At 66.8% G+C, this 21,007-nt stretch carries 19 protein-coding genes; 10 read left to right on the top strand and 9 right to left on the bottom strand.

Translation table 11 applies throughout. The annotated features are described in order from the left end of the window. Positions 1-202: 202 nt before the first annotated feature. Both ABE423_RS17455 and ABE423_RS17450 read right to left on the bottom strand, forming a co-directional pair. Positions 203-994: an ABC transporter permease gene (locus tag ABE423_RS17455; protein WP_253143687.1), complete on the bottom strand. Its 792-nt coding sequence runs from the start codon at positions 992-994 to the stop codon at positions 203-205. Further along, positions 991-1,959: an ABC transporter ATP-binding protein gene (locus tag ABE423_RS17450; RefSeq protein WP_253143688.1), complete on the bottom strand. Its 969-nt coding sequence runs from the start codon at positions 1,957-1,959 to the stop codon at positions 991-993. The genes ABE423_RS17455 and ABE423_RS17450 overlap by 4 nt, the downstream gene beginning before the upstream one ends. Positions 1,960-2,043: 84 nt before the next feature. On the opposite strand from ABE423_RS17450, the gene ABE423_RS17445 reads away from it, so the two are divergent. After that, positions 2,044-2,793 (top strand): ferredoxin--NADP reductase, encoded by a 750-nt coding sequence (locus ABE423_RS17445; protein ID WP_080291795.1) that lies wholly within the window; start codon positions 2,044-2,046, stop codon positions 2,791-2,793. Between the two features lie 112 nt (positions 2,794-2,905). On the opposite strand, the gene ABE423_RS17440 is transcribed toward ABE423_RS17445, so the two are convergent. The 3 genes from ABE423_RS17440 to ABE423_RS17430 all read right to left on the bottom strand — a co-directional run bounded on the left by ABE423_RS17440 (position 2,906) and on the right by ABE423_RS17430 (position 6,151). Continuing rightward, positions 2,906-4,081, bottom strand: coding sequence for a lytic polysaccharide monooxygenase (locus ABE423_RS17440; RefSeq protein WP_346486929.1), 1,176 nt, complete (start codon positions 4,079-4,081; stop codon positions 2,906-2,908). 178 nt (positions 4,082-4,259) lie between these two features. Continuing rightward, positions 4,260-5,432, bottom strand: coding sequence for a lytic polysaccharide monooxygenase (locus tag ABE423_RS17435; RefSeq protein WP_346486927.1), 1,173 nt, complete (start codon positions 5,430-5,432; stop codon positions 4,260-4,262). A gap of 233 nt (positions 5,433-5,665) precedes the next feature. Next, positions 5,666-6,151, bottom strand: a complete 486-nt coding sequence (locus tag ABE423_RS17430; protein WP_346486925.1) for a DUF1203 domain-containing protein — start codon at positions 6,149-6,151, stop codon at positions 5,666-5,668. Positions 6,152-6,305: 154 nt separating this feature from the next. Between ABE423_RS17430 and ABE423_RS17425 the strand changes: the two genes are divergently transcribed. From ABE423_RS17425 to ABE423_RS17410, 4 genes are all read left to right on the top strand, one after another. After that, the gene (locus ABE423_RS17425; RefSeq protein WP_125895401.1) at positions 6,306-7,508 is read left to right on the top strand and encodes a GGDEF domain-containing protein; all 1,203 of its coding nucleotides are present in this window, start codon (positions 6,306-6,308) and stop codon (positions 7,506-7,508) included. Positions 7,509-7,576: 68 nt separating this feature from the next. After that, positions 7,577-9,103 (top strand): alpha/beta hydrolase, encoded by a 1,527-nt coding sequence (locus ABE423_RS17420; protein ID WP_197615696.1) that lies wholly within the window; start codon positions 7,577-7,579, stop codon positions 9,101-9,103. After that, positions 9,100-9,846 (top strand): ATP-binding cassette domain-containing protein, encoded by a 747-nt coding sequence (locus ABE423_RS17415; RefSeq protein ID WP_012512433.1) that lies wholly within the window; start codon positions 9,100-9,102, stop codon positions 9,844-9,846. Before ABE423_RS17420 ends, ABE423_RS17415 begins: the two co-directional genes overlap by 4 nt. Further along, positions 9,843-11,027: an ABC transporter permease gene (locus ABE423_RS17410; RefSeq protein ID WP_346486922.1), complete on the top strand. Its 1,185-nt coding sequence runs from the start codon at positions 9,843-9,845 to the stop codon at positions 11,025-11,027. The genes ABE423_RS17415 and ABE423_RS17410 overlap by 4 nt, the downstream gene beginning before the upstream one ends. 34 nt (positions 11,028-11,061) lie before the next feature. Here the strand turns inward: ABE423_RS17410 and ABE423_RS17405 are convergent, their stop codons facing one another. Continuing rightward, complete coding sequence (locus ABE423_RS17405; protein ID WP_346486921.1) at positions 11,062-11,760, bottom strand: transposase; 699 nt, start codon at positions 11,758-11,760, stop codon at positions 11,062-11,064. A gap of 101 nt (positions 11,761-11,861) precedes the next feature. Continuing rightward, positions 11,862-12,659: a helix-turn-helix transcriptional regulator gene (locus tag ABE423_RS17400; RefSeq protein ID WP_279913401.1), complete on the bottom strand. Its 798-nt coding sequence runs from the start codon at positions 12,657-12,659 to the stop codon at positions 11,862-11,864. Between the two features lie 77 nt (positions 12,660-12,736). On the opposite strand from ABE423_RS17400, the gene ABE423_RS17395 reads away from it, so the two are divergent. Beyond that, a complete protein-coding gene (locus ABE423_RS17395; RefSeq protein ID WP_049462828.1) occupies positions 12,737-12,991 on the top strand; it encodes a hypothetical protein in 255 nt (84 codons plus the stop codon). A gap of 83 nt (positions 12,992-13,074) precedes the next feature. Here ABE423_RS17395 and ABE423_RS17390 read toward each other — a convergent pair whose 3' ends face one another. Further along, positions 13,075-14,076, bottom strand: coding sequence for an energy transducer TonB (locus ABE423_RS17390; protein WP_125895406.1), 1,002 nt, complete (start codon positions 14,074-14,076; stop codon positions 13,075-13,077). A gap of 201 nt (positions 14,077-14,277) precedes the next feature. Continuing rightward, complete coding sequence (locus ABE423_RS17385; RefSeq protein ID WP_032129129.1) at positions 14,278-14,907, bottom strand: TIGR00645 family protein; 630 nt, start codon at positions 14,905-14,907, stop codon at positions 14,278-14,280. Between the two features lie 110 nt (positions 14,908-15,017). On the opposite strand from ABE423_RS17385, the gene ABE423_RS17380 reads away from it, so the two are divergent. The 4 genes from ABE423_RS17380 to ABE423_RS17365 all read left to right on the top strand — a co-directional run bounded on the left by ABE423_RS17380 (position 15,018) and on the right by ABE423_RS17365 (position 20,624). Then, complete coding sequence (locus ABE423_RS17380) at positions 15,018-15,707, top strand: glutathione binding-like protein (protein WP_032129128.1); 690 nt, start codon at positions 15,018-15,020, stop codon at positions 15,705-15,707. A gap of 144 nt (positions 15,708-15,851) precedes the next feature. Then, entirely contained in the window at positions 15,852-18,077 is a 2,226-nt protein-coding gene (locus ABE423_RS17375; protein WP_032129127.1) for a S9 family peptidase, read from the top strand. A 25-nt stretch (positions 18,078-18,102) separates the two neighbouring features. Beyond that, complete coding sequence (locus ABE423_RS17370) at positions 18,103-18,618, top strand: cytochrome c oxidase assembly factor Coa1 family protein (RefSeq protein ID WP_293798438.1); 516 nt, start codon at positions 18,103-18,105, stop codon at positions 18,616-18,618. 206 nt (positions 18,619-18,824) lie between these two features. Beyond that, the gene (locus tag ABE423_RS17365) at positions 18,825-20,624 is read left to right on the top strand and encodes a DUF885 domain-containing protein (protein WP_180838682.1); all 1,800 of its coding nucleotides are present in this window, start codon (positions 18,825-18,827) and stop codon (positions 20,622-20,624) included. Positions 20,625-21,007 lie beyond the last annotated feature (383 nt).

Genomic DNA, 21,007 nt, shown 5'->3' with positions numbered 1-21,007 from the left:
TTTGCTTGCGAAGCATTGCTTCGCAAGCGCCCGAACGCACAGCCGCCAGCGGCTGGGCCGGGCCCCGGAGGGGGACTTGCAGCGTCCCCCGCAACCGGATCCACCCCGCCAACCCACGGAATGCCAGCTTTTGACGTTGCCGTAGAAGTTGACGTTGACGTTGATTCGGCGGGTGCAGGGCCGCAGGCCCTGCAGGCAACCCTCAGCTGCGCATGCCCACGCCACGGCGCAGCAGCCACAGCGCCAGCGCCGTCAGCACCACCACGAAACCGATCATCAGCGCATACGCCACCACCACCGGCACATCGCTGCTGCCCAGCAGGCCATAGCGGAATGCATTGACCATGTAGAAGATCGGATTCGCGTGCGTGGCGGCCTCGGCCCAGCCCGGCAGCAGCTTCACCGAATAGAACACGCCACCCAGGTAGGTCAGCGGGGTCAGGATGAAGGTCGGCACGATCGCCACGTCATCGAACTTCTTCGCATACACCGCGTTGATGAAACCGGCCAGCGAGAAGATCGTCGCACCCAGGATCACCGTGGTCAGCATCACCAGCGGGTGCGGGATGCGCACCGGGGTGAAGAACATCGCGATGATCAGCACGATCACGCCCACCATCAGGCCGCGCAGCACCGCACCGGCCACGTAGCCCCACAGGATCACCCAGTTCGGCATCGGGCTGACCAGCAGCTCTTCCACGTGGCGGCCGAACTTGGCGCCGAAGAACGAGGAGCTGATGTTGCCGTAGCTGTTCTGGATCACGCTCATCATCACCAGGCCCGGCACGATGAACTGCATGTAGGTGTAGCCGCCCATGTCCCCCACGCGCGACCCGATCAGGTTGCCGAAGATCAGGAAGTACAGGGTCATGGTGATCGCCGGCGGCACCAGGGTCTGGCCCCAGATGCGCATGATGCGGGCGACTTCGCGGCGCACGATGGTCATCAGTGCGACGCGGTTGCGCTGGCCGTCGGTCAGCTCGGTGGTGCTCATGCAGGCTTCTCCAGGTTGCCGGTGAGGCGCACGAACAGCTCCTCCAGGCGGTTGCTCTTGGTACGCATCGAACGCACACGGATACCGGACTCGTTGAGCGTGGCAAACACGCGGTTGAGGTCCATTGCGCGCGGCATGTCGATGTCCAGCGTGTGCGGGTCCGGTGCGGTCAGCGTCGCGCCTTCGATCACCGGCAGCTGCGCCGGCAGGTCACCGTCGATGTCCAGCAGGAAGCCTTCCACGTCCAGCTTGGCCAGCAGGGTGCGCATCGGCCCCTGCTCGACGATCTGGCCATGATTGATGATCGCCAGGTGGCGGCACAGGTACTCGGCTTCTTCCAGGTAGTGCGTGGTGAGGATGATCGTGGTGCCGGCGGCGTTGATCTCCTTCAGCACGCGCCACATGTCGCGGCGGATCTCGATGTCCACGCCCGCGGTCGGCTCGTCCAGGATCAGCAGGCGCGGGCGGGTCATCATCGCGCGGGCGATCATCAGTCGGCGCTTCATGCCGCCGGACAGCGTACGGCTCATCACCTGTGCCTTTTCCCACAGGTGCGCCCGCTTCAGTTCCTCTTCGGCACGCTGCTCGGCTTCCTTGCGCGGCACGCCGTAGAAACCGGCGTAGTTCACCAGGATGTCGAAGGGCTTTTCGAACAGGTTGAAGTTGATCTCCTGCGGCACCAGCCCGATCAGGCGCATGGTGGCGCTGCGGTTGCGCACCAGGTCGCTGCCGAACACTTCCACCTGGCCCTCGCTGAGGTTGACCAGGGAGCTGATGATGCCGATCAGGGTGGACTTGCCGGCACCGTTGGGGCCGAGCAGGGCGAAGAAGTCGCCCGGGGCCACTTCCAGGGAAACGCCCTTCAGGGCCTGGGTGCCGTTGTCATAGGTCTTGCGCAGGTCGCGCACGCGCAGGGCGGGCGCCGTATCGTTCTGGGATGCCAAGCTCGAAGCCTTCGCGCCCATGGGCTGGCGCTGGAGAGGGGCGGGGAGGGGCTATTATAGAAGACCCCGAGGGCTTGCCCCGGCTACACACTGTCCCGAAAAGTCGTGCCTGTTCAATTCCCCCTCAAGCTGGTCGGCTGCCGCATGCTGGCCCCGACCGTCGGCCACTACCAGTTCGTGCGTGACGATGGGCAGCCGCTGGATTTCCAGCCCGGCCAGTTCATCCAGGTCCATTTCAGCTACGCCGACGGCACCGAAACCAAGCGCAGCTACTCGCTGGCGACCATCCACGACCACGCGCTGGGCCCGGGCGAGGCGGTGGATATCGCGGTCAGTTTCGTCCCCGGTGGCGCCGCCACGGCCCTGTTCGAGGCGCTGGAGCAGGGCGGCCAGATCAGTGCGTCCGGCCCCTATGGCCGGTTCTGCCTGAACCCCGGTGATCACAACGCCCGCTACCTGCTGATCGCCACCGGCACCGGCGTTACCCCGTACCGCTCGATGCTGCCGCTGCTGGAAACGGCCATGGCCGAGCGCGGCGTGCAGATCGTGCTGCTGCAGGGCGCGCGCAGCCCGGGCGAGCTGCTGTATAGCGAAGATTTCTACAGCTTCGCCGAAAAACACCCGAACTTCCGCTATGTTCCATGCCTGTCGCGCGAACTGCCGGCTGATCCGCACCCGGACGTGCAGCACGGCTACGTCCAGCAGGCGCTGGCCGGCTTCACCCCGGACCCGGCCACCGACATCGCCTACCTGTGCGGCAACCCGGACATGGTCGATGCCTGTGCCGAACTGCTGAAGGCCGCTGGCCTGGGCAACCCGCAGATCCGCCGCGAGAAGTACGTCAGCAGCAAGTAAGTCAGGGTAGTGCCGGCCGCTGGCCGGCAACCGCGTGGACCCTGGTAGTGCCGGCCGCTGGCCGGCAGCCCATGAACCAGGGGCGGCATCACGCCGCCCCCGGTGTCCTGCCTCAGTACGCGATCCAGGCGTCGCGCCACGCATAGCCGGTGCCCGGACGATAGGCATCGGCATTGATGTTGCACCAAGCGCCTTCCGGGAACGGGCGGCAGGCATACAGCTTGCCGTCGGTGCCCTTCACCACGGTCTCGCCCGGCTTGTAGCTGCCGAGGCCGGCCGGGTACACGAAGTCGAAGTCGCCGCCCGGTGGATCGACCGGATCGATCGGGCCCGGATCCGGCACCTGGGTTTCAAGCTGGAAGCGGTTGCCCGGCTTCAGGTACACGCGGTTGTCGGTGGCCGAGGCGACCGGCGTGATCACGCCGTTCTTCATCACGCCCACGCGCGCGTGCTGTGCGCTGGCATTGACCTTGCGGGCCAGGGCCAGCGGCCACTGAGTCGGGCTGGTCTGGCCAGCGGCCAGCTTGGTTTCCACGCGCTCCAGATCGTTGCCGTTGGCATTGAACACACGCAGGGTCACGGTGCTGTCCACGTCCAGTGCGCCATTGGCGGTCACCGCGCCGGCATCCTGCCACTGCGGCGGCGGAACCACGCCACCGCCACCTTCGAAGCGCACGTCCATGCAGGTGTAGAAGGCTTCCTGCGAATCCGAGCGCTGCCAGGTGTTGTAGATGATGTGCTGGCCAGTGCGCTTGGGCAGCGGGCAGTCCAGCTTGTAGACACCGCCTTCGGACAGCGGCACGTTGCCCAGGGTGCAGAATTCCTGCAGGTCGGCCCAGCGCAGCGGGCTGCCCGGCTGCCAACCGTCACGGGTGACGTAGAACTTCCACTCGCGGGTGGCGTGCGGCGCCGGCGCCAGGAATTCGAAGGTGTAGCGGCCACGCGAATCGGCGCGCATCGGCGTGGTCGGCCAGTCGCTGCGATTCAGATCGAGGCCGCGGTACTTGGGGATGCTGGCGCTGCACAGCTCGCCATCGCGCACCAGGTCGCGGTGGTTGCCATTGGCGTTGCCGTGGGCGATCGCGCTCCAGTCATAGAACGGCTGCGCGCCGCCGATGGCCTTGGCCGCGGCACAGGCCGGGTTGGTCGGGTTTTCCGGATTGCCTTCGTGGCACTGCTTCACGCGGCTGAGCGGCTTGGACATGGTGCCGTGGGCGAGGGCGCTGCCGGACAGGGCCAGGCCGGCAACGACGGACAGAGCGAGGACTGCCCGGTGGGACAGGTGCATGCAGGAACTCCTTTGCGAAGTGTGGGAAACCTCGCGCAGTCTTCACATGCAGGGCCGTCGGCAACATCGGACAAGTTTGAAATCGATGGCGGCTGTGTTCGATCTGCAACACGGTGCTCACTGTGCCGCCAGCCGGGCGAAAGGCGGTGCACTGTGCACCGCCTCCCGCATCACTGCCTCAGTACGCGATCCACGCATCGCGCCATGCTGCACCCACGCCCGGCCGGTAGGCTTCGGCGTTGACGTTGCACCATGCACCTTCCGGGAACGGGCGGCAGGCATACAGCTTGCCGTCGCCGCCCTTCACCACGGTCTGGCCCGGCACGTAGCTGCCGATACCGGCGGGATACACGTGGTCGAAATCACCGCCCGTTGATGGCGTGCCGGGGTCCGGCACCTGGGTATCGAGCTGGAAGCGGTTGCCGTTCTTCAGGTACACGCGGTTGTCGGTGGCCGAGGCGGAGGGCGTGATCACACCGTTGTTGAGCACGCCCACGCGCGCATGCTGGGCACTGGCATTGACCTTGCGGGCCAGCGCCAACGGCCACTGCGCGGCCGCAGTCTGGCCACTGGCCAGGGTCGCTTCCACGCGTTCGACGTCATTGCCGTTGGCGTTGAACACGCGCAACGCCAGGGTGGTGCCGACCGGCAGCTCGCCGCGTGCGGTGACCGGGCCGGCATCCTGCCATTGCGGTACCGGCGGGGTGCCGCCACCGCCACCTTCAAAGCGCACGTCCATGCAGGTGTAGAACGCTTCGGTTGAATCCGAGCGCTGCCAGGTGTTGTAGATCACATGCTGGCCGCTGCGCTGCGGCAGCGTGCACTGCAGCTTGTAGGTGCCATCGGCCGACAGCGGCGTGTTGCCCAGCGTGCAGAACTCCTGCAGGTCGGCCCAGCGCAGCGGACTACCCGGCTGCCAGCCGTCGCGGGTGACGAAGAAGCGCCAGTCACGCGTGGCGTGCGGTGCGGTTGCCTTGAACACGAAGGTGAACTTGCCGTTGGCATCTGGCTGGATCGGCGTGGTCTGCCAGTCGCTGCGGTTCACATCCAGCCCGCGGAAGGTCGGGTTGTTGCCGCTGCACAGCTTGCCATCGGGCACTACGGCCTGGTGGTTGCCGTTGGCGTTGGCCTGATTGATGCCGTTCCAGTCGTAGAACGCCTGCGAACCACCGACGGCCTTGGCGGCAGCACAGGCCGGGTTGGTCGGGTTCTCCGGATTGCCCTGGAAACAGGCATAGACGCGGCTGACCGGCGTGGTCATGGTGCCGTGGGCGAATGCGTTGCCGGCCAGGCACAGGCCCGCAGCGGCGAACGAGGTGGCCAGCAACAGCGGTGTGGATCGGAATGACATGGCGCTTCCTTGTGGTCGTCGAAAGAAAACGGTGACCGCAGGAGCTACGCTGCACGGCGGACTTTCGGCGGCACCACAGCGAGTATCGAGTCGCGATGCAGGGTGCGGAACCACCGAAGCGCCGATCCGTGACTGGGGGTGTGAAGCCCTTCCCGCAGGCTTCACGCGGGACTGAACGGATGCGTTGACCATCACGTCTTCGGCGTGGCATCGATCACGTCGTGGAGATCCTGCTACGTCGCCGGCATACCCACCCGATCTGCCTGGCACGAGAAGCAGCCGTGGGCCGCGTTGTGCAGTTGCACGAAGGCCACGGCAGGGTCGGCAAACAGCGCGTCCAGCCGGGCGGCAACATCACTGCCCGCGCTGATCTCTGCGGCCAGCATCAATGCAGCGTGGTCATAGGCGCGCAACGAGATCGTACGGCGCTGTACATAGGCGGGTACCTCGCCCGGCGGCAGCACGCAGCGCGTTACGCCACGCTGCACGAAGATCGGGCCCGAGGCGTGATAGGGCGAGTGCAGCGGCAGGTGCACATGGGACAACAGCAGCAGCTCGCTGCCGCTGGGCGGATCGCTAAGGCCGATCCGGCAGGGGTGTCCTCCTGTTTCGCCGGCCCAGCGACGCTGGATGCCCAGCGCAGCCAGCGCGGTGTCACTCTTCTCGAACAGATGCTGGAAGGGGCGGTGGTCGAGGCCACCGAGGTACCACGCATGCATGGGCGTCTCCTTGGTTTTCCCCGGATTCTGCGCACGCACCGGCCGTCATGCTCGCCGTTTTCAGACCCGGCATCGCCATCGGGCCAGGCAGTGCCACGGGGATCGCACCGCAAGGCGCTAAGATGCGCGCGCCGCCCCGGCCGATGAGCGCCGCATGTCCCTGGATTTCCCCACCATCACCGTGCTTGGCTTCCTGCTCTGCATCGGCATCGCCGTGGGGTTCTCATTGCTGCTGGTGGTGCTGCGCGGGCAACCGGTGCTGCGCCTGTGGACCGCCAGCCTGTGGCTGCTGACCCTGGGCGTGACCCTGCTTGCGCTGCGCCCCTACCTGCCGTTGGCGCCGGCCATACTGGCCGGTAATGCGGCGATGGCCGGTTGCGCGGTGCTGATGCTGCGCGGCGTGGCGCTGCATCTGGAACAGCCGCTGCCGCTGTGGCGGCCGTTGTTGTTGGCGGCCGCGTTCATGGCCTGCATCTTCGCCTTCCTGGTGTTCTGGCCGGACCTGGGCGTGCGCCTGCAGGTGTTCAGTGTGTTCACGCTGCTGGTCGATGGCTGGATCGCATGGCTGCTGCTGCGGCATGCCCCCGTGCAGCAGCGCACCAGCTGCCGTCTGGCGGCGGCGGTGTTCCTGGCCGAGGCGGCACTGTACGCGGTGCGCCTGTTCCTGCCGGTGGCGCCCGATGCCGGTGAGGACATCATGCGCACCGGCACGCCGATGTTCGTCACCTACATTGCCGGGGTGATGCTGGAGCTGGCGCGATGTTTCGCGATGGTGCTGCTGCTGGTCGAGCGCATGCTGGTCGATCTGCGGCGTGCGGCACGCACCGATGGCCTGACCGGGCTGCTCAACCGCAGCGCGGTGCTGGCCGATGGCCAGGCGCAGTTGCAGCGGCTGCGTCGGCAGGGCCGGCCACTGGCCCTGCTGCTGGTCGACGTCGATCACTTCAAGCAGATCAACGACCGCTGGGGCCACCTGGCCGGTGACCAGGTACTGCGTCACTTCGCTGCGCTGCTGCAGCATGGTTTGCAGGGCCACGACACGCTGCTGGGCCGCTACGGTGGCGAGGAGTTCGTGCTGGTGCTGGCCGGCAGCACACAGGGTGAAGCGATGGCGTGGGCCGCCGCGATCCGTACCGCTCTGCAGCAGAAGCCGGCGCGGCTGGGCACCGGGCCGGTGACGGTCACCGCCAGCATCGGCCTGGCCATGGACGACGGCCATGGCGACCTGTCCACGCTGCTGGCAGCGGCGGATGCGGCGCTGTACCGGGCCAAGGCCGCAGGCCGCGACCGCCTGGCCTGCGCCACGCCCGCGGAGATTTCGCGTCTGCCCATCGCCGACGACGCCGTGCCCGTGTAAGTTGAGTCACATCTTCCGCGGCAGCCCGTCGTGGTTGCCAGGAACGTCCTCCAGGGGAAACGAGCACGATGCAAAGACACCACCTCGCGTTGGCCGCAGCGTTGGCCAGCCTGATGCTTGCCGGTTGCAGCCAGTCACCGTCACCCGGCGCCGAAAGCGCCAGCGATGCACCCAGCCGCCGTTTCGGCACGATCGACTTCCAGCCCTGCACGTTGTCCACCGAAGGCGCCAGCGCCAACGTGGAAGCGCAGTGCGCCACCCTGCAGGTGCCGGAAGACCGGGCCCAGCCCGATGGCCGACGTATTGGCCTGCGCATCGCCTGGCTGGAATCGGGCAGCAGCGGCTCCAGCCAGCCCGATCCGGTGTTCTTCCTGGCCGGTGGCCCCGGCCAGGCGGCCAGCGAAGTGGCGGTCATCGTCGATACCGCGCTGCGCCAGGTGCGCAAGCAGCGCGACATCTTCCTTGTCGACCAGCGGGGTACCGGTGGCTCCAACCCGCTCAGCTGCCTCGGCGCGGACGGTAAGGACCTGCAGATGGACGAGGACGCCGCTCCCACCGAGGCGTCGCTGCGCGACTACGCGCAGCGCTGCGCGGCCTCGCTGCAGGGGCGTGCCGATGCCCGCTTCTACACCACCACCGAAGCCATCGCCGACCTGGATGCGGTACGCCAGGCCTTGGGCGTGGACCGGATCAACCTGGTCGGCGGCTCCTACGGTACCCGCGTGGCCCAGCGCTATGCCGGTGCCTATCCGCAGCACACCCGCAGCATCGTCATCGATGGCGTAGTGCCCAATGAACTGGTGGTGGGCGGCGACTTCGCCACGACGTTCGAGGATGCGATCGCCCTGCAGTCGGCGCAGTGCCGCAAGGATGCCGCCTGCAGCAAACGCTTCCCGACCGACACCCGCGCGCAGCTGCGCAGCGTGGTCGAGACCCTGCGCCGTGCGCCGGTCTCGGTGGAGTATCGCGACCCAGGCACCAACCAGACCCGGCAGGATGTGCTGAGTCCGGACAGCGTGATCGGCCTGGCGTTCGCCTTCTCCTATGTGCCGCAGTATTCCTCGCTGCTGCCGCTGGTGCTCGATGAAGCCGCGCATGGCCGCTATGCACCGCTGGCGTCGCTGGCACGCGGTGCGAACCGCAGCATGGATTTCCAGATCAACCGAGGCATGCAGTGGTCGGTGATCTGCAGCGAGGATGCGCCGCGCTACAAGGCGCCGGCCGAGGACCCGGAGCGACTGTTCGGCAACGACGTGGCCAGTGCCTTCTTCGCGGCCTGCCCGGTATGGCCGCACCAGCCGGCGCCAGCGGCCAATGCCGTGCCGCTGCGCAGCGACGTACCGGCGCTGCTGCTGTCCGGTGAACTCGACCCGGTGACGCCACCGCGCTATGCCGAACAGGTCCTCAAGGGCCTGCCCAATGGCCGCGCGCTGGTCGCCCGCGGCCAGGGCCACGGCACGCTGAGTGCTGGCTGCATGCCGCGCCTGCTCGGCCAGTTCATCGACAAGACCGATGCCAAGGCGCTGGATGCCGGCTGCCTGGACACGCTGAGCTACGTGCCGGCGTTCACCTCGTTCAACGGATGGGAACCATGATCGTCGCCGACAACCTGCACAAGGCTTTCGACACCCGCACCGGCCGCATCCAGGCGGTCTCCAATGTCGGCTTCCGCGCCGAGGACGGCCGCATCACCGGCCTGCTGGGCCCCAATGGTGCCGGCAAGACCACCACCATGCGCATGCTGTACACGCTGATGACCCCGGACCAGGGCAGCATCAGCGTCGATGGTGTCGACGCCGCACGCAATCCGGTGGAAGTACGCCGCCACCTTGGCGTGCTGCCCGATGCGCGTGGCGTCTACAAGCGCCTGACCGCGCGCGAGAACATCGCCTACTTCGGCGAGCTGCATGGCCTGTCGGCCGAGCGCATCCGCGAACGCATCGAAGTGCTGTCGCATGCCCTGGACATGGGTGACATCCTCGACCGCCAGACCGATGGCTTCTCGCAGGGCCAGCGCACCAAGACCGCGATCGCCCGCGCGCTGGTGCACGACCCGCGCAACGTCATTCTGGATGAGCCGACCAACGGCCTGGACGTGATGACCACGCGCGCACTGCGCCGCTTCCTGCTGGGCCTGCGCGAAGAGGGCCGCTGCGTGATCCTGTCCAGCCACATCATGCAGGAGGTGGCCGCGCTGTGCGATCACATCGTGATCATCGCCAAGGGCACGGTGATGGCTGCCGGCAGCGCCGATGAACTGCGTGCGCAAGCCGGCGAATCCAACCTGGAAGACGCGTTCGTGAAACTGATCGGCAGCGAAGAGGGCCTGCACGCATGAGCATGATGTCGACCCTGATGACGGTGATGCGCAAGGAACTGCGCGACCTTTCCCGTGATCGCCGCACGCTGCTGCTGACCCTGCTGTTCGGGCCGCTGCTGTACCCGGTGCTGCTGCTGGGCATGGGCAAGCTGGCCGAGAGCCGGGTACGCACCCAGATCGAACAACCGCTGCAGATTCCGACCATCGGTGCGGAGAACGCCCCCAATCTGGTGCGTTTCCTCGCCGCGCAGGGGCTGAACACCACACCGGCGCCGAAGGACCTGGCCGAGGCCATCCGCAGCCAGGACATCGACGTGGCGCTGCGCATCAGCGATGACTTCGGCAAGGACTGGGCCGATGGCAAGCCGGCGCTGGTGGAGGTGATCAAGGACAGTACCCGTCGTGCCGCCGAAGTGCCCAGCGCACGTCTGGAGGCGGCACTGGCCACCTACAACGGCCAGGTGGGGGCACTGCGATTGATGGCGCGCGGCATCGACGCACAGGTGGCGCGGCCGCTGGATGTGGCGCGCCAGGACCTGGCCAGTGCCGAGGCCAAGCGCGGCATGATCCTGTCGATGCTGCTGCCGGTGCTGCTCACGCTGACCTCGTTCATCGGCGGCGCCTATCTGGTGATGGATGCCACCGCCGGCGAGCGCGAGCGGCAGTCACTGGAGCCGCTGCTGGCCACGCCCGGCTCGCGCAGCGCCATTGTCAGCGGCAAGATCGCCGCCGCCTGCGTGGTCGGGTTCGTATCGCTGCTGCTGACCCTGGTGGCGTTCAAGGTGAGCGCACAGATCGCGCCCGGCAACATCGGCCGCCAGTTCAACATGAACGTCGGTTCGATGCTGCAGATGCTGCTGGTGATGTTGCCGATGCTGATGATCGGCACCTCGCTGCTGACCTTCCTGTCGGCGGCGGCCAAGAGCATGAAGGAAGCGCAGAGCCACATGACCTGGCTGATGCTGCTGCCGATGATGCCTGGCTACGCACTGGTGGCGTACCCGCTGAAGAGCGAGCTGTGGCAGTACGCGGTGCCGTTCCTGTCGCAGAACCAGATGCTGCTGAAGGTGATCCGCCACGAGACGATCACGCCTGCGGTGTGGGCGATCTATCTCGGCGCCAGCCTTGGCCTGGCCGCAGTGCTGTGGTTCGCCGCCGTGCGCCGTTACCACAACGAGCGTCTGGCGATCTCGGGCTGACTGCAAAAAGGGGACGGAGGGGATTAAGTCGTTTTTAACCCTCCGCCCCCTTTTTCTGAGGGCGCCCCCGCTTGCGCAGCACCACGGGGCGGCCCAGTGTCTGTTCCACCATCCGCAGGTAAGCTGCATTTCCCAACGGATGCTGCCCGGCACTGCGCGCGCGTATTGCCGGCAGGTCGGCGGACGCGTTCACGTCCCGCAGGAACTGCGCATAGAGCGTCGTCCGCTGTCGCTTGGTCGAGGCCAGTGCCTGAAAGGCGGGGTGTTCTGTCAGCATTGGATCATCGCGGCGCTGCAGGTTTCCATGCACGCTCGACCATGGGTGATCTTCCGGGGCGCCTGTCATGCCTGCACGAACCGGATTGAGTTCGATGTAGCGATAAACGCTGAGCAGATAGGCGTCGCTGTCCACCATCGAAGAATGGAAGCGGCCCTGCCAGAGTGGTCCGCTGCGCTCATGCCGCTGATTGAACGCCTGGACATAGTTGTTGCCCTGCATCCGCATCGCGTTGGCCAAGCCGGCCTGAGTGGAGGGTGTGGCCAATAGATGGACGTGATTGCCCATCAGTACATAGGCATGCAGCGCGACCTGATGCTTCAGGAAGGCGCTGTGCAAAAGGTGCAGAAACAGCTGGCGGTCGATATCGTCAACGAAGATCGCCCCCTTGTTCACACCGCGCTGGGTTACGTGATACGGCTGTTCGGCCAACATCAGGCGTGCTTGTCGAGGCATGGCAGTTCAGGGGGTTCAAGGAATCATCAGCCTGCCGCCTCCGTGACCGCGAAGGGCATCAGGCGATGCCGCGAGTTGATGTGGGGGAGGGCAGAAGCGACTTAATCCCCTCCGTCCCCTTTTCCATACCGCGCAGGCGTCACCCCCATCTCGCGCTTGAACACGGCGATGAAGGCACTGGGTGTGTCGTAGCCCATCGACAGCGCGACGCTGATCACCGGTTCGCCGGACAGCAGGCGTGGCAGCGCCAGCAACACCCGCAGGCGTTGCCGCCACTGGCTCAGCGTCATCTGGGTCTCGGCCAGCCAGTGGCGCGCCAGGCTGCGGCTGGACAGTCCAATCGCGGCCGCCCAGTCCTCGACGCTGCGAAGGTCGTCCGGTGAACGTGCGAGTGCGGCAGCGATCCGTCGCAGGCGACGGTCACGCGGTTGTGGCAGGGCAAGCGGCAGAGGCTTGCTGGCGGCAATCTCATCGGCGATCACACCGGCCAGTCGTGCCTGTGTGGCATCCAGTGGAACATGCGGCCACTGCAGCGCCCGAATCACCGCGGCCTGCAGCAGCGGCCCCGGCTGGAAGATGCGAGGGGCTGCAGGCAGGTCGGTGCAGGCCTGCGCGCTGAAGTACAGGCTCCAGCCGTCGAACGCGCTGGTACTGGCCAGAGCGTGGGGCAGCGAAGGTGGTATCCAGGCGACATGACCCGCCGGCAGCAGCCAGTGCAGGTCGCCCACCTCGATCCGCAGCAGGCCCTGATGTGCACCCAGCAGCTGCCCGCGGGCGTGCTGGTGGCGTGCCGTGCGGCGCGGACCCGGCAGGCGCAGCTGCGCCCCCAGCAACGCAGGCCCGTCGGCGGCATTGGCCAGTGCCGGGTCAATCAATGCGGTGGTTGTCTGATCTGCCATATCGATTGGCAGTTATACGGCAGAAACGTCGCGTCCGGGCCCCGACACTGGAGCCCACTTCAACGGAGCGCTTCCCCATGCAGCCACAGGACATTCTTCCGGACCATCAGAACGAGGTGCAGGTAAATGGCCTCACCGTGCGCAAGGGCAGCGTCGGTGCCTTCCTGGCCAGCGTCCGTGCCTGGCAGGATCCCACCAGCGATGATGCCACCCGCGCCACTGCCGAAGCCGACCTGCGTGCGTTGCTGCCCGGCCTGCATGCGCTAGGCCTGTTCCAGGTGCTGGCTGCGCGCGATCCGGCGTTGCAGCGCCTGATTGATGGCGCTGCCTGAAACGGACAAGGCCCGGACATGCCGGGCCTTGGCGTCATCAAGGGGCGGAAACGACTTAATCCCCTCCGTCCCCTTTTTTGCGGTCAGCCGCCCGGTGCGAACACCAGGGTGCGGCGGGTGGTGACCGGCGCGTTGACCGGCTCGAAGCGCCAGCGCTTGACCGCGTTCAGGGCTTCGCGGTCGAAGGTCCGTCCCGACGTCGCGCGCAGCACGCGGGCGCTGACCACTGAGCCGTCGGTACCGACGGTGATCTCCACCAGCACTTCGCCCGACGTTCCCGAACGCAGTGCCTCGGCCGGATAGCGCGGCGCCGGCGTGCTGACCGGGCGGAGGGTGGGAGCTGCCGCGGCGGCTGCCTGGCGTGCGGCGCTGGCCTGTTGGGCGGCGGCCTGCTGCTGTTTCTGTTCGGCATCGCGACGGGCCGCGGCCTGGCGCTCGGCCTCCTGGCGCTCGTTGTCGCGGCGTGCGGCATCCTGCTGCGCGGCAATCTGCTTGGCCGCATCGGCTTCCTTGGCGCGCTGCTCGGTCAGGCGCTGCTGTTCGGCCTGCTGCTTGGTCCGGTCTTCGGCGTCCTTCTTGGCCTTCTCGGCTTCGGTCTCGCTGCGCTTGGCCGCATTTTCCACGCCCTTGGCCAGGCCTTCCTTCAGGCGCGGCAGGGCGGGAGCGGAGGCGTCCACCTTCTCGATCAGTGCCACCAGGCGCTGCGCCTCGGTGTAGTCCTCGCGGCCCAGGTGCTGCTCGGCGGCGATCAGGGTGTAGGGCAGCAGGTCGGTCAGCGCGCTCTTCACCGACGCGTCGTCCGGTGTCTTGTCGCGCAGGGCGAGGTAGTACTCGATGGCGTTGTCGCCGGCCGGCGCGTACATGCGGTTCTCGCGCAATGCCTGGCTGGCCGATTCACGCAGCTGTTCGGTGCCCATGGACTGCACCTTGGCGGCGACCACCGGTGCGGCCGGTGCAGCAGCGGCGGGTGCGGCGGCCGGGGCCGGTGCTGCAGATTCTTCCTTTCCCGAGCAGGCGGCCAGCGCCAGTGCCAAAGCAACCGGCAGCCACCGGCGCGCGGCGGTGATCGTTGAGACGTGCGACATCCTGCTCCCCTCTAGAAGACGACGTGACGTAAATCATTGATACGCATGGCCGGGACCTGTGGTCCGGGCGCGGAACGATGACGTTTCCCGACGCCACCGCCGGCAACGGCGAGGGTGCAATCTAGCATCCCGGCCACCGCCGCGTACAAGGGGCAGGGGCCGGGATGGGGCAGCGGCGAAGGATCGCTGCCGGTTGCCGCATCAGTGGTCGTGCGACTTGCTGTGGCTGTTGGACATCAGCTTGTCGGTCCAGGCAATACCGATCGCCGACAGGATGAACACGCAGTGGATGATGGTCTGCCACAGCACGCCTTCCTGGGTCATGGTCGTGCAGGTATCGACACCAGCGTTGTAGAAGCTGGTCGAAGCCGACGACACTGCTGCTGCCCATTGTTCCGGCTTGCACAGCGGCAGTCCCTTCAGCGCGCTGGTGGCGATGAAAGTCTTCAGCAGGTGGATCGAGGAGATGCCGATGATCGCCATTGCCAGCTTCACCTTCAGCACGCTGGCGTTGACGTGGCTCAGCCATTCCGGCTGGTCCGGGTGGCCTTCCAGGCGCAGGCGCGAGACGAAGGTCTCGTAGCCACCGACGATCACCATCACCAGCAGATTGGAGATCATCACCACGTCGATCAGGCCCAGCACGATCAGCATGATCTGCTGTTCGCCCATCGAGACCGAGTGGGACAGCAGGTGCCACAGTTCCTTGCCGAACAGGAACACGTAGACGCACTGGGCAAGGATCAGGCCCAGGTACAGCGGCAGCTGCAGCCAGCGCGAGGCGAAGATCAGCGAGGACAACGGGGACAGGGGGCGAGGACTGTGGCTCATGCAGGACAGTGCGTTTCGGGGGAGCCGCGAGGTTACCGGCCCGTCGTGACGGTGCCAACCCAACTCTCGCACTAGACTTCAGGTTCCTTTCCGCACCCCGAGCCGCCGCCATGATCGACCTGTATTACTGGCCCACCCCGAACGGCCACAAAGTGACCCTGCTGCTGGAAGAAGCCGGCCTGGAGTACCGCATCCATCCGGTCAACATCGGCTCGGGCGACCAGTTCAAGCCGGAATTCCTTGCGATCTCGCCGAACAACAAGATGCCTGCGATTGTCGACCACGCCCCGGCCGATGGCGGCGCCCCGCAGAGCGTGTTCGAGTCCGGCGCGATCCTGCTGTATCTGGCCGAGAAGACCGGCCAGTTCCTGCCCAGCGACCCGCGCGGCCGCGTGACCACCCTGGAGTGGCTGTTCTGGCAGATGGCTGGCCTGGGTCCGATGAGCGGCCAGATGGGCCACTTCAATGTGTATGCGCCGGAGAAGATCCCGTATGCGATCGAGCGCTATGACAACGAAGTGCGCCGCCTGCACGGGGTGATGGACAAGCGCCTGGCCCAGCACGCCTTCCTGGCCGGGGACGCGTACACCATCGCCGACATGGCCAGCTACCCGTGGATCGGCGCCTACGACAAGCTGCCGGTGGATTTCGCCGCGTTCCCGAACCTCAAGCGCTGGCACGAAGCGATTGCTGCACGCCCGGCCACCCAGCGCGCCTATGCCCTGCGCCAGCAGGTGAACCCCAACGCCGGCAAGCCGCTCAGCGACGAAGAGCGCAAGCACCTGTTCGGCCAGCGTTGACCCGGAACGGTGGGTGCCGACCGTTGGTCGGCATGCCTCATGGGCAGAAGGTCATGCTGCCTTCCCGCACGGGCTTGGTTAGGATGGGGGACGACCGCCCCGCGTCCATCGCGGTGGCGGACCTGCCGTTTGCCGGGATCCTCCATGCGCCACCTGTTCGCTTCGCTCGCCCTCATGCTCGCCACCAGTACCGCCGCCCACGCTGAAAAGCTGACCCTGGAAGCCATCACCGGCCCGCTGCCGCTTTCCGGCCCGACCCTGATGAAGCCGAAGGTCGCCCCCGATGGTTCGCAGGTCAGCTTCCTGCGCGGCAAGGACAGCGACCGCAACCAGCTGGACCTGTGGACCTATGACATCGGCAGCGGCCAGACCCGCCTGCTGGTGGATTCGAAGGTGGTGCTGCCCGGCACCGAGACCCTCAGTGATGAGGAAAAGGCCCGCCGCGAGCGCCAGCGCATCGCCGCGATGACCGGTATCGTCGATTACCAGTGGTCGCCGGACGCGCAGCGCCTGCTGTTCCCGTTGGGCGGTGAGCTGTACCTGTACGACCTCAAGCAGCAGGGCCAGGCCGCAGTGCGCCAGCTGACCCACGGTGAAGGATTCGCCACCGACGCCAAGCTGTCGCCCAAGGGCGGTTTCGTCAGCTTCATCCGCGGCCGCAACCTGTGGGTGATCGACCTGGCCAGCGGCAAGCAGCTGCAGCTCACCCGCGACGGCAGCACCACCATCGGCAACGGCGTGGCCGAGTTCGTCGCCGACGAGGAAATGGACCGCCACACCGGCTACTGGTGGGCGCCGGATGATTCGGCCATCGCCTTCGCGCGCATCGATGAAGCACCGGTGCCGGTGCAGAAGCGCTACGAGGTCTACGCCGACCGCACCGACGTGATCGAGCAGCGTTACCCGGCCGCGGGCGACGCCAACGTGCGCGTGCAGCTGGGCGTGATCGCACCGGCCGCCGATGCGCAGCCGCGCTGGGTCGACCTCGGCAAGGAACAGGACATCTATCTGGCTCGTGTCGATTGGCGCGATGCGCAGCACCTGAGCTTCCAGCGCCAGTCGCGCGACCAGAAGCAGCTGGACCTGGTGGAAGTGGCGCTCGATTCCAATCGCCAGCGCGTGCTCGCCCACGAGACCAGCCCGACCTGGGTGCCGCTGCACAACAGCCTGCGTTTCCTCGATGACGGCAGCGTGCTGTGGTCGTCCGAGCGCACCGGTTTCCAGCATCTGTACCGCATCGACAGCAAGGGCAAGGCCACCGCGTTGACCCACGGCAACTGGCCGGTGGACGAACTGCTGGCGGTCGATGAGAAGGCTGGCAAGGCCTACTTCCGCGCCGGCATCGAGACCTCGCGCGAAAGCCAGATCTACGCGGTGTCGCTGCAGGGCGGTGAGCCGCAGCGCCTGTCCAAGGCACCGGGCATGCACAGCGCCAGCTTCGCCCGCAATGCCAGCGTCTATGTCGACAGCTGGTCCAACAGCACCACGCCGCCGCAGATCGAACTGTTCCGCGCCAATGGCGAGAAGATCGCCACCCTGCTCGAGAACGATCTGGCGGACCCGAAGCATCCGTATGCGCGTTACCGCGATGCACAGCGCCCGATCGAGTTCGGCACGCTGACCGCGGCCGACGGCAAGACCCCGCTCAACTACAGCCTGATCAAGCCGGCCGGCTTCGATCCGTCCAAGCGTTACCCGGTGGCGGTGTACGTCTACGGTGGCCCGGCCAGCCAGACCGTCACCGACAGCTGGCCCGGCCGTGGCGACCACCTGTTCAACCAGTACTTGGCCCAGCAGGGCTACGTGGTGTTCTCGCTGGACAACCGCGGCACCCCGCGCCGTGGCCGTGACTTCGGTGGCGCGTTGTACGGCAAGCAGGGCACGGTGGAAGTGACCGACCAGCTGCGCGGCGTGACCTGGCTGAAGCAGCAATCGTGGGTGGACCCGGCGCGCATCGGCGTGCAGGGCTGGTCCAACGGTGGCTACATGACCCTGATGCTGCTGGCCAAGGCCTCGAACCAGTACGCCTGTGGCGTGGCCGGTGCGCCGGTCACCGACTGGGGCCTGTACGACAGCCACTACACCGAACGCTACATGGATCTGCCGGCGCGCAATGAAGCGGGTTACCGAGAAGCGCGCGTGCTGACCCATATCGACGGCCTGCGCTCGCCGCTGCTGCTGATCCACGGCATGGCCGATGACAACGTACTGTTCACCAACTCGACCAGCCTGATGAGTGCGCTGCAGAAGCGTGCACAGCCGTTCGAGCTGATGACCTACCCGGGTGCCAAGCATGGCCTGTCCGGCGCCGATGCCCTGCATCGCTACCGCGTGGCCGAAGCCTTCCTGGGACGTTGCCTCAAGCCCTGATCCAGCAACGGGAAGGAGCCCGCCGATGACCCTGCCACCGCCGATTCCCGCCCATGACCCGGCATCCGCCGGTTGGTGGTGCCGCCACTGGCGCTGGGCGATGCCGTTGATGGTGGTGCTGGTGCTGGGTGGTGCAGGGGGTGTGGTGACCTGGAGCGTGCTGCGCTGGAGCGAGGCGGCACGCGAGAGCCCGCCGATGCGCGAGGCGCTGCGACGCGCGGGCTGCAGTATTGAACTGGTGGAAGCCTTTGGCGAGCCGCTGCATATCGAATCGATGCCGCTGGGCAGCATGCAGACCGCGATGAACGGCCAGCGCGACGTCGGCCTGACCGTTGCGCTGGAAGGACCGCATGCGCACGGCCGGCTGTTCGTGCAGGGCAGCCGTCGCGATGAAGTCTGGGATTACCCGGTGATGTATGTACTGGCCGAAGACAAGCAGACCTTCGACCTGACTGCACTGGATGACGACGAGGCTGCGGGGGAGTGCGAGCTGCAGGCCTGCCGTGAGCGTGGCGAATGCCCGCTGACCGCCGCGCTGTGACCGCAGGTCGCGCGGCCGGGTAAGGGCGGCCATGTAGAGTCGACTGTTAGTCGACTGCTCTCCACAAGACGCCTGAAAAACCCCGCGCTGCGCGCGATAGTCGACTGACAGTCGACTCTACCCATCAGCCGCGCCGTGACCTCCAGCCGATTGTCGCCATCGCCGTGAGCGCGTAAGTTGCGGGCAACCCTTTGCTGGAGTGTCCCATGAAGCCGATTGCGCTCGCTGTTGCCCTGGCCCTGACTGCCGCCCCGTTGCTGTCCGCACCGCCGGCGCTGGCTGCACCCGCCGCCAAGGCCGCCACTCCTGCCAGCCCGGCCTGGGTGGCCCGCAGCAATGCACTGGCGCAGATCCTGCTTGATGCACAGGGTCCGTTCCAGCCGGAGGAAACCGGCTTCTTCGGCGTTCCCGGCTACGACGACAAGGTGGCCGACCTCGGCCCGGACAACGGCAAGCGCTACCGCGCCGCGATGGCCAAGGCCCGCGACGAACTGAAGGCGAAGCTGGCCACCGAGCAGGATCCCAATGTCCGCCAGGACCTGGAGATCATGATCCACGCCGCCAGCCAGAACATCGAAGGCAGCGAGCTCAACGAGAAGTACCTGTTGCCGTGGAGCGATGCGCCGCAGACGGTGTTCAGCGGCCTCAACCTGCTGCTGTCCGACCAGGTGCCGGCCGAGCGCCGGGCCAAGGCGCTCGACCGCCTCAAGGCCTACGCCGGCCTGCAGCCGGGCGGCACCGCCTTCACCACGCTGGCGCGCCAGCGCTATGAAGAGCGCTTGAAGGACAGCAGCCTGCTGCAGCCGACGAAGATCGAAGTGCAGCAGTCGCTGGACAACGTCGAGACCTACATCACCGGTATCGAGTCGCTGCTGAAGAAGTACCAGATCGCCGGTGCCGATGAAGCAATGAAGGCGCTGGCCGGGCAGATGAAGGACTACGCCGCCTGGACGCGCACGACCGTGCTGCCGAAGGCACGTGCCGACGCACGCCTGCCGGCGCCGCTGTACGCCTACCAGCTCAAGCAGGTCGGCATCGACATCGACCCGAAGCTGTTGATGCAGCGCGCGCAGCTGGAGTTCATGGAAACCCGATCGGCGATGCAGCAGCTGGCGCCGCTGGTGGCGAAGGACAAGGGCCTGAAGGTGGCCGACCCGAGCGACCCGGTGGCGGTGATCCGCGCGCTGAAGGCTGACAAGATCGCCGACGATCATCTGGAAGGCCACTACCGCAAGGTGATCGACGCGATCGATCCGCTGATCCGCGAGCACGCCATCGTCGACGTGCCCAAGCGTGCCATGCAGATGCGACTGGGTTCGGCCGCCGAGAGCGCCGCCAGCCCGGCGCCGCACTTCCTGCCGGCGCCGCTGGTCAACAACACCGGGCAGCAGGGCACCTTCGTGCTGCCGCTGGGCAATCCGGCCGCCGGTCCGGGTGCGCAGTACGACGACTTCAACTTCGGCGCGGCGGCGTGGACGCTGAGCGCGCATGAAGGCCGCCCCGGCCACGAGCTGCAGTTCACCGCCATGGTCGAGCGCGGCGTCTCGCTGGCACGCACGATGTTCGCGTTCAATTCGGTGAACGTGGAAGGCTGGGCGCTGTATGCCGAAGCCGAGATGGTGCCGTACGAGCCGCTGGACGGGCAGATGATCGCCCTGCAGTTCCGCCTGCTGCGGGCTGCGCGCGCGATGCTGGACCCGATGCTCAACCTCGGCCTGACCGACCGCGCCAACGGCGAGCGCGTGCTGATCGAGCAGGTCGGCCTGTCCAAGGCGATGGCCACCCAGGAACTGGATCGCTACATGGTGCGCATGCCGGGCCAGGCCGGCAGCTATTTCTACGGCTACACCCGCATCCTGGAACTGCGCATGCAGACCGAGCTGGCACTGGGCGCGAAGTTCGACCGCCTGGCGTTCAACAACTTCCTGCTCGACCAGGGCCTGCTGCCGCCGGACCAGCTGGCCGATGCGGTGAACAAGGTGTTCGTGCCGAAGTACAAGCGCTGAGCATCACCGGTAGTGCCGGCCACTGGCCGGCGCCGCGGGTTTCGTGCCAACCAAGGTTGGCACCTACCAGAGCGATGCGTCGGTTGTTGCAGGGGTAGTGCCGGCCGCTGGCCGGCAATCGCCGTTGGTAGATGCCGACCTTGGTCGGCGCTGTGGGTTTCGTGCCAACCAAGGTTGGCACCTACCAGAGCGATACGTCGGTTGTTGCAGGGGTAGCGCCGGCCGCTGGCCGGCAACCGGTGTTGGTAGATGCCGACCTTGGTCGGCGCTGTGGGTTTCGTGCCAACCAAGGTTGGCACCTACCAGAGCGATGCGTCGGTTGTTGCAGGGGTAGTGCCGGCCGCTGGCCGGCAATCGCCGTTGGTAGATGCCGACCTTGGTCG

The organism is Stenotrophomonas sp. TWI1409, assembly GCF_039673015.1.
Taxonomy (GTDB): Bacteria; Pseudomonadota; Gammaproteobacteria; order Xanthomonadales; family Xanthomonadaceae; genus Stenotrophomonas; species Stenotrophomonas maltophilia_A.
The sequence above is the reverse complement of the archived record's forward strand: the minus strand, read 5'-3'. Positions and strand labels throughout refer to the sequence as shown.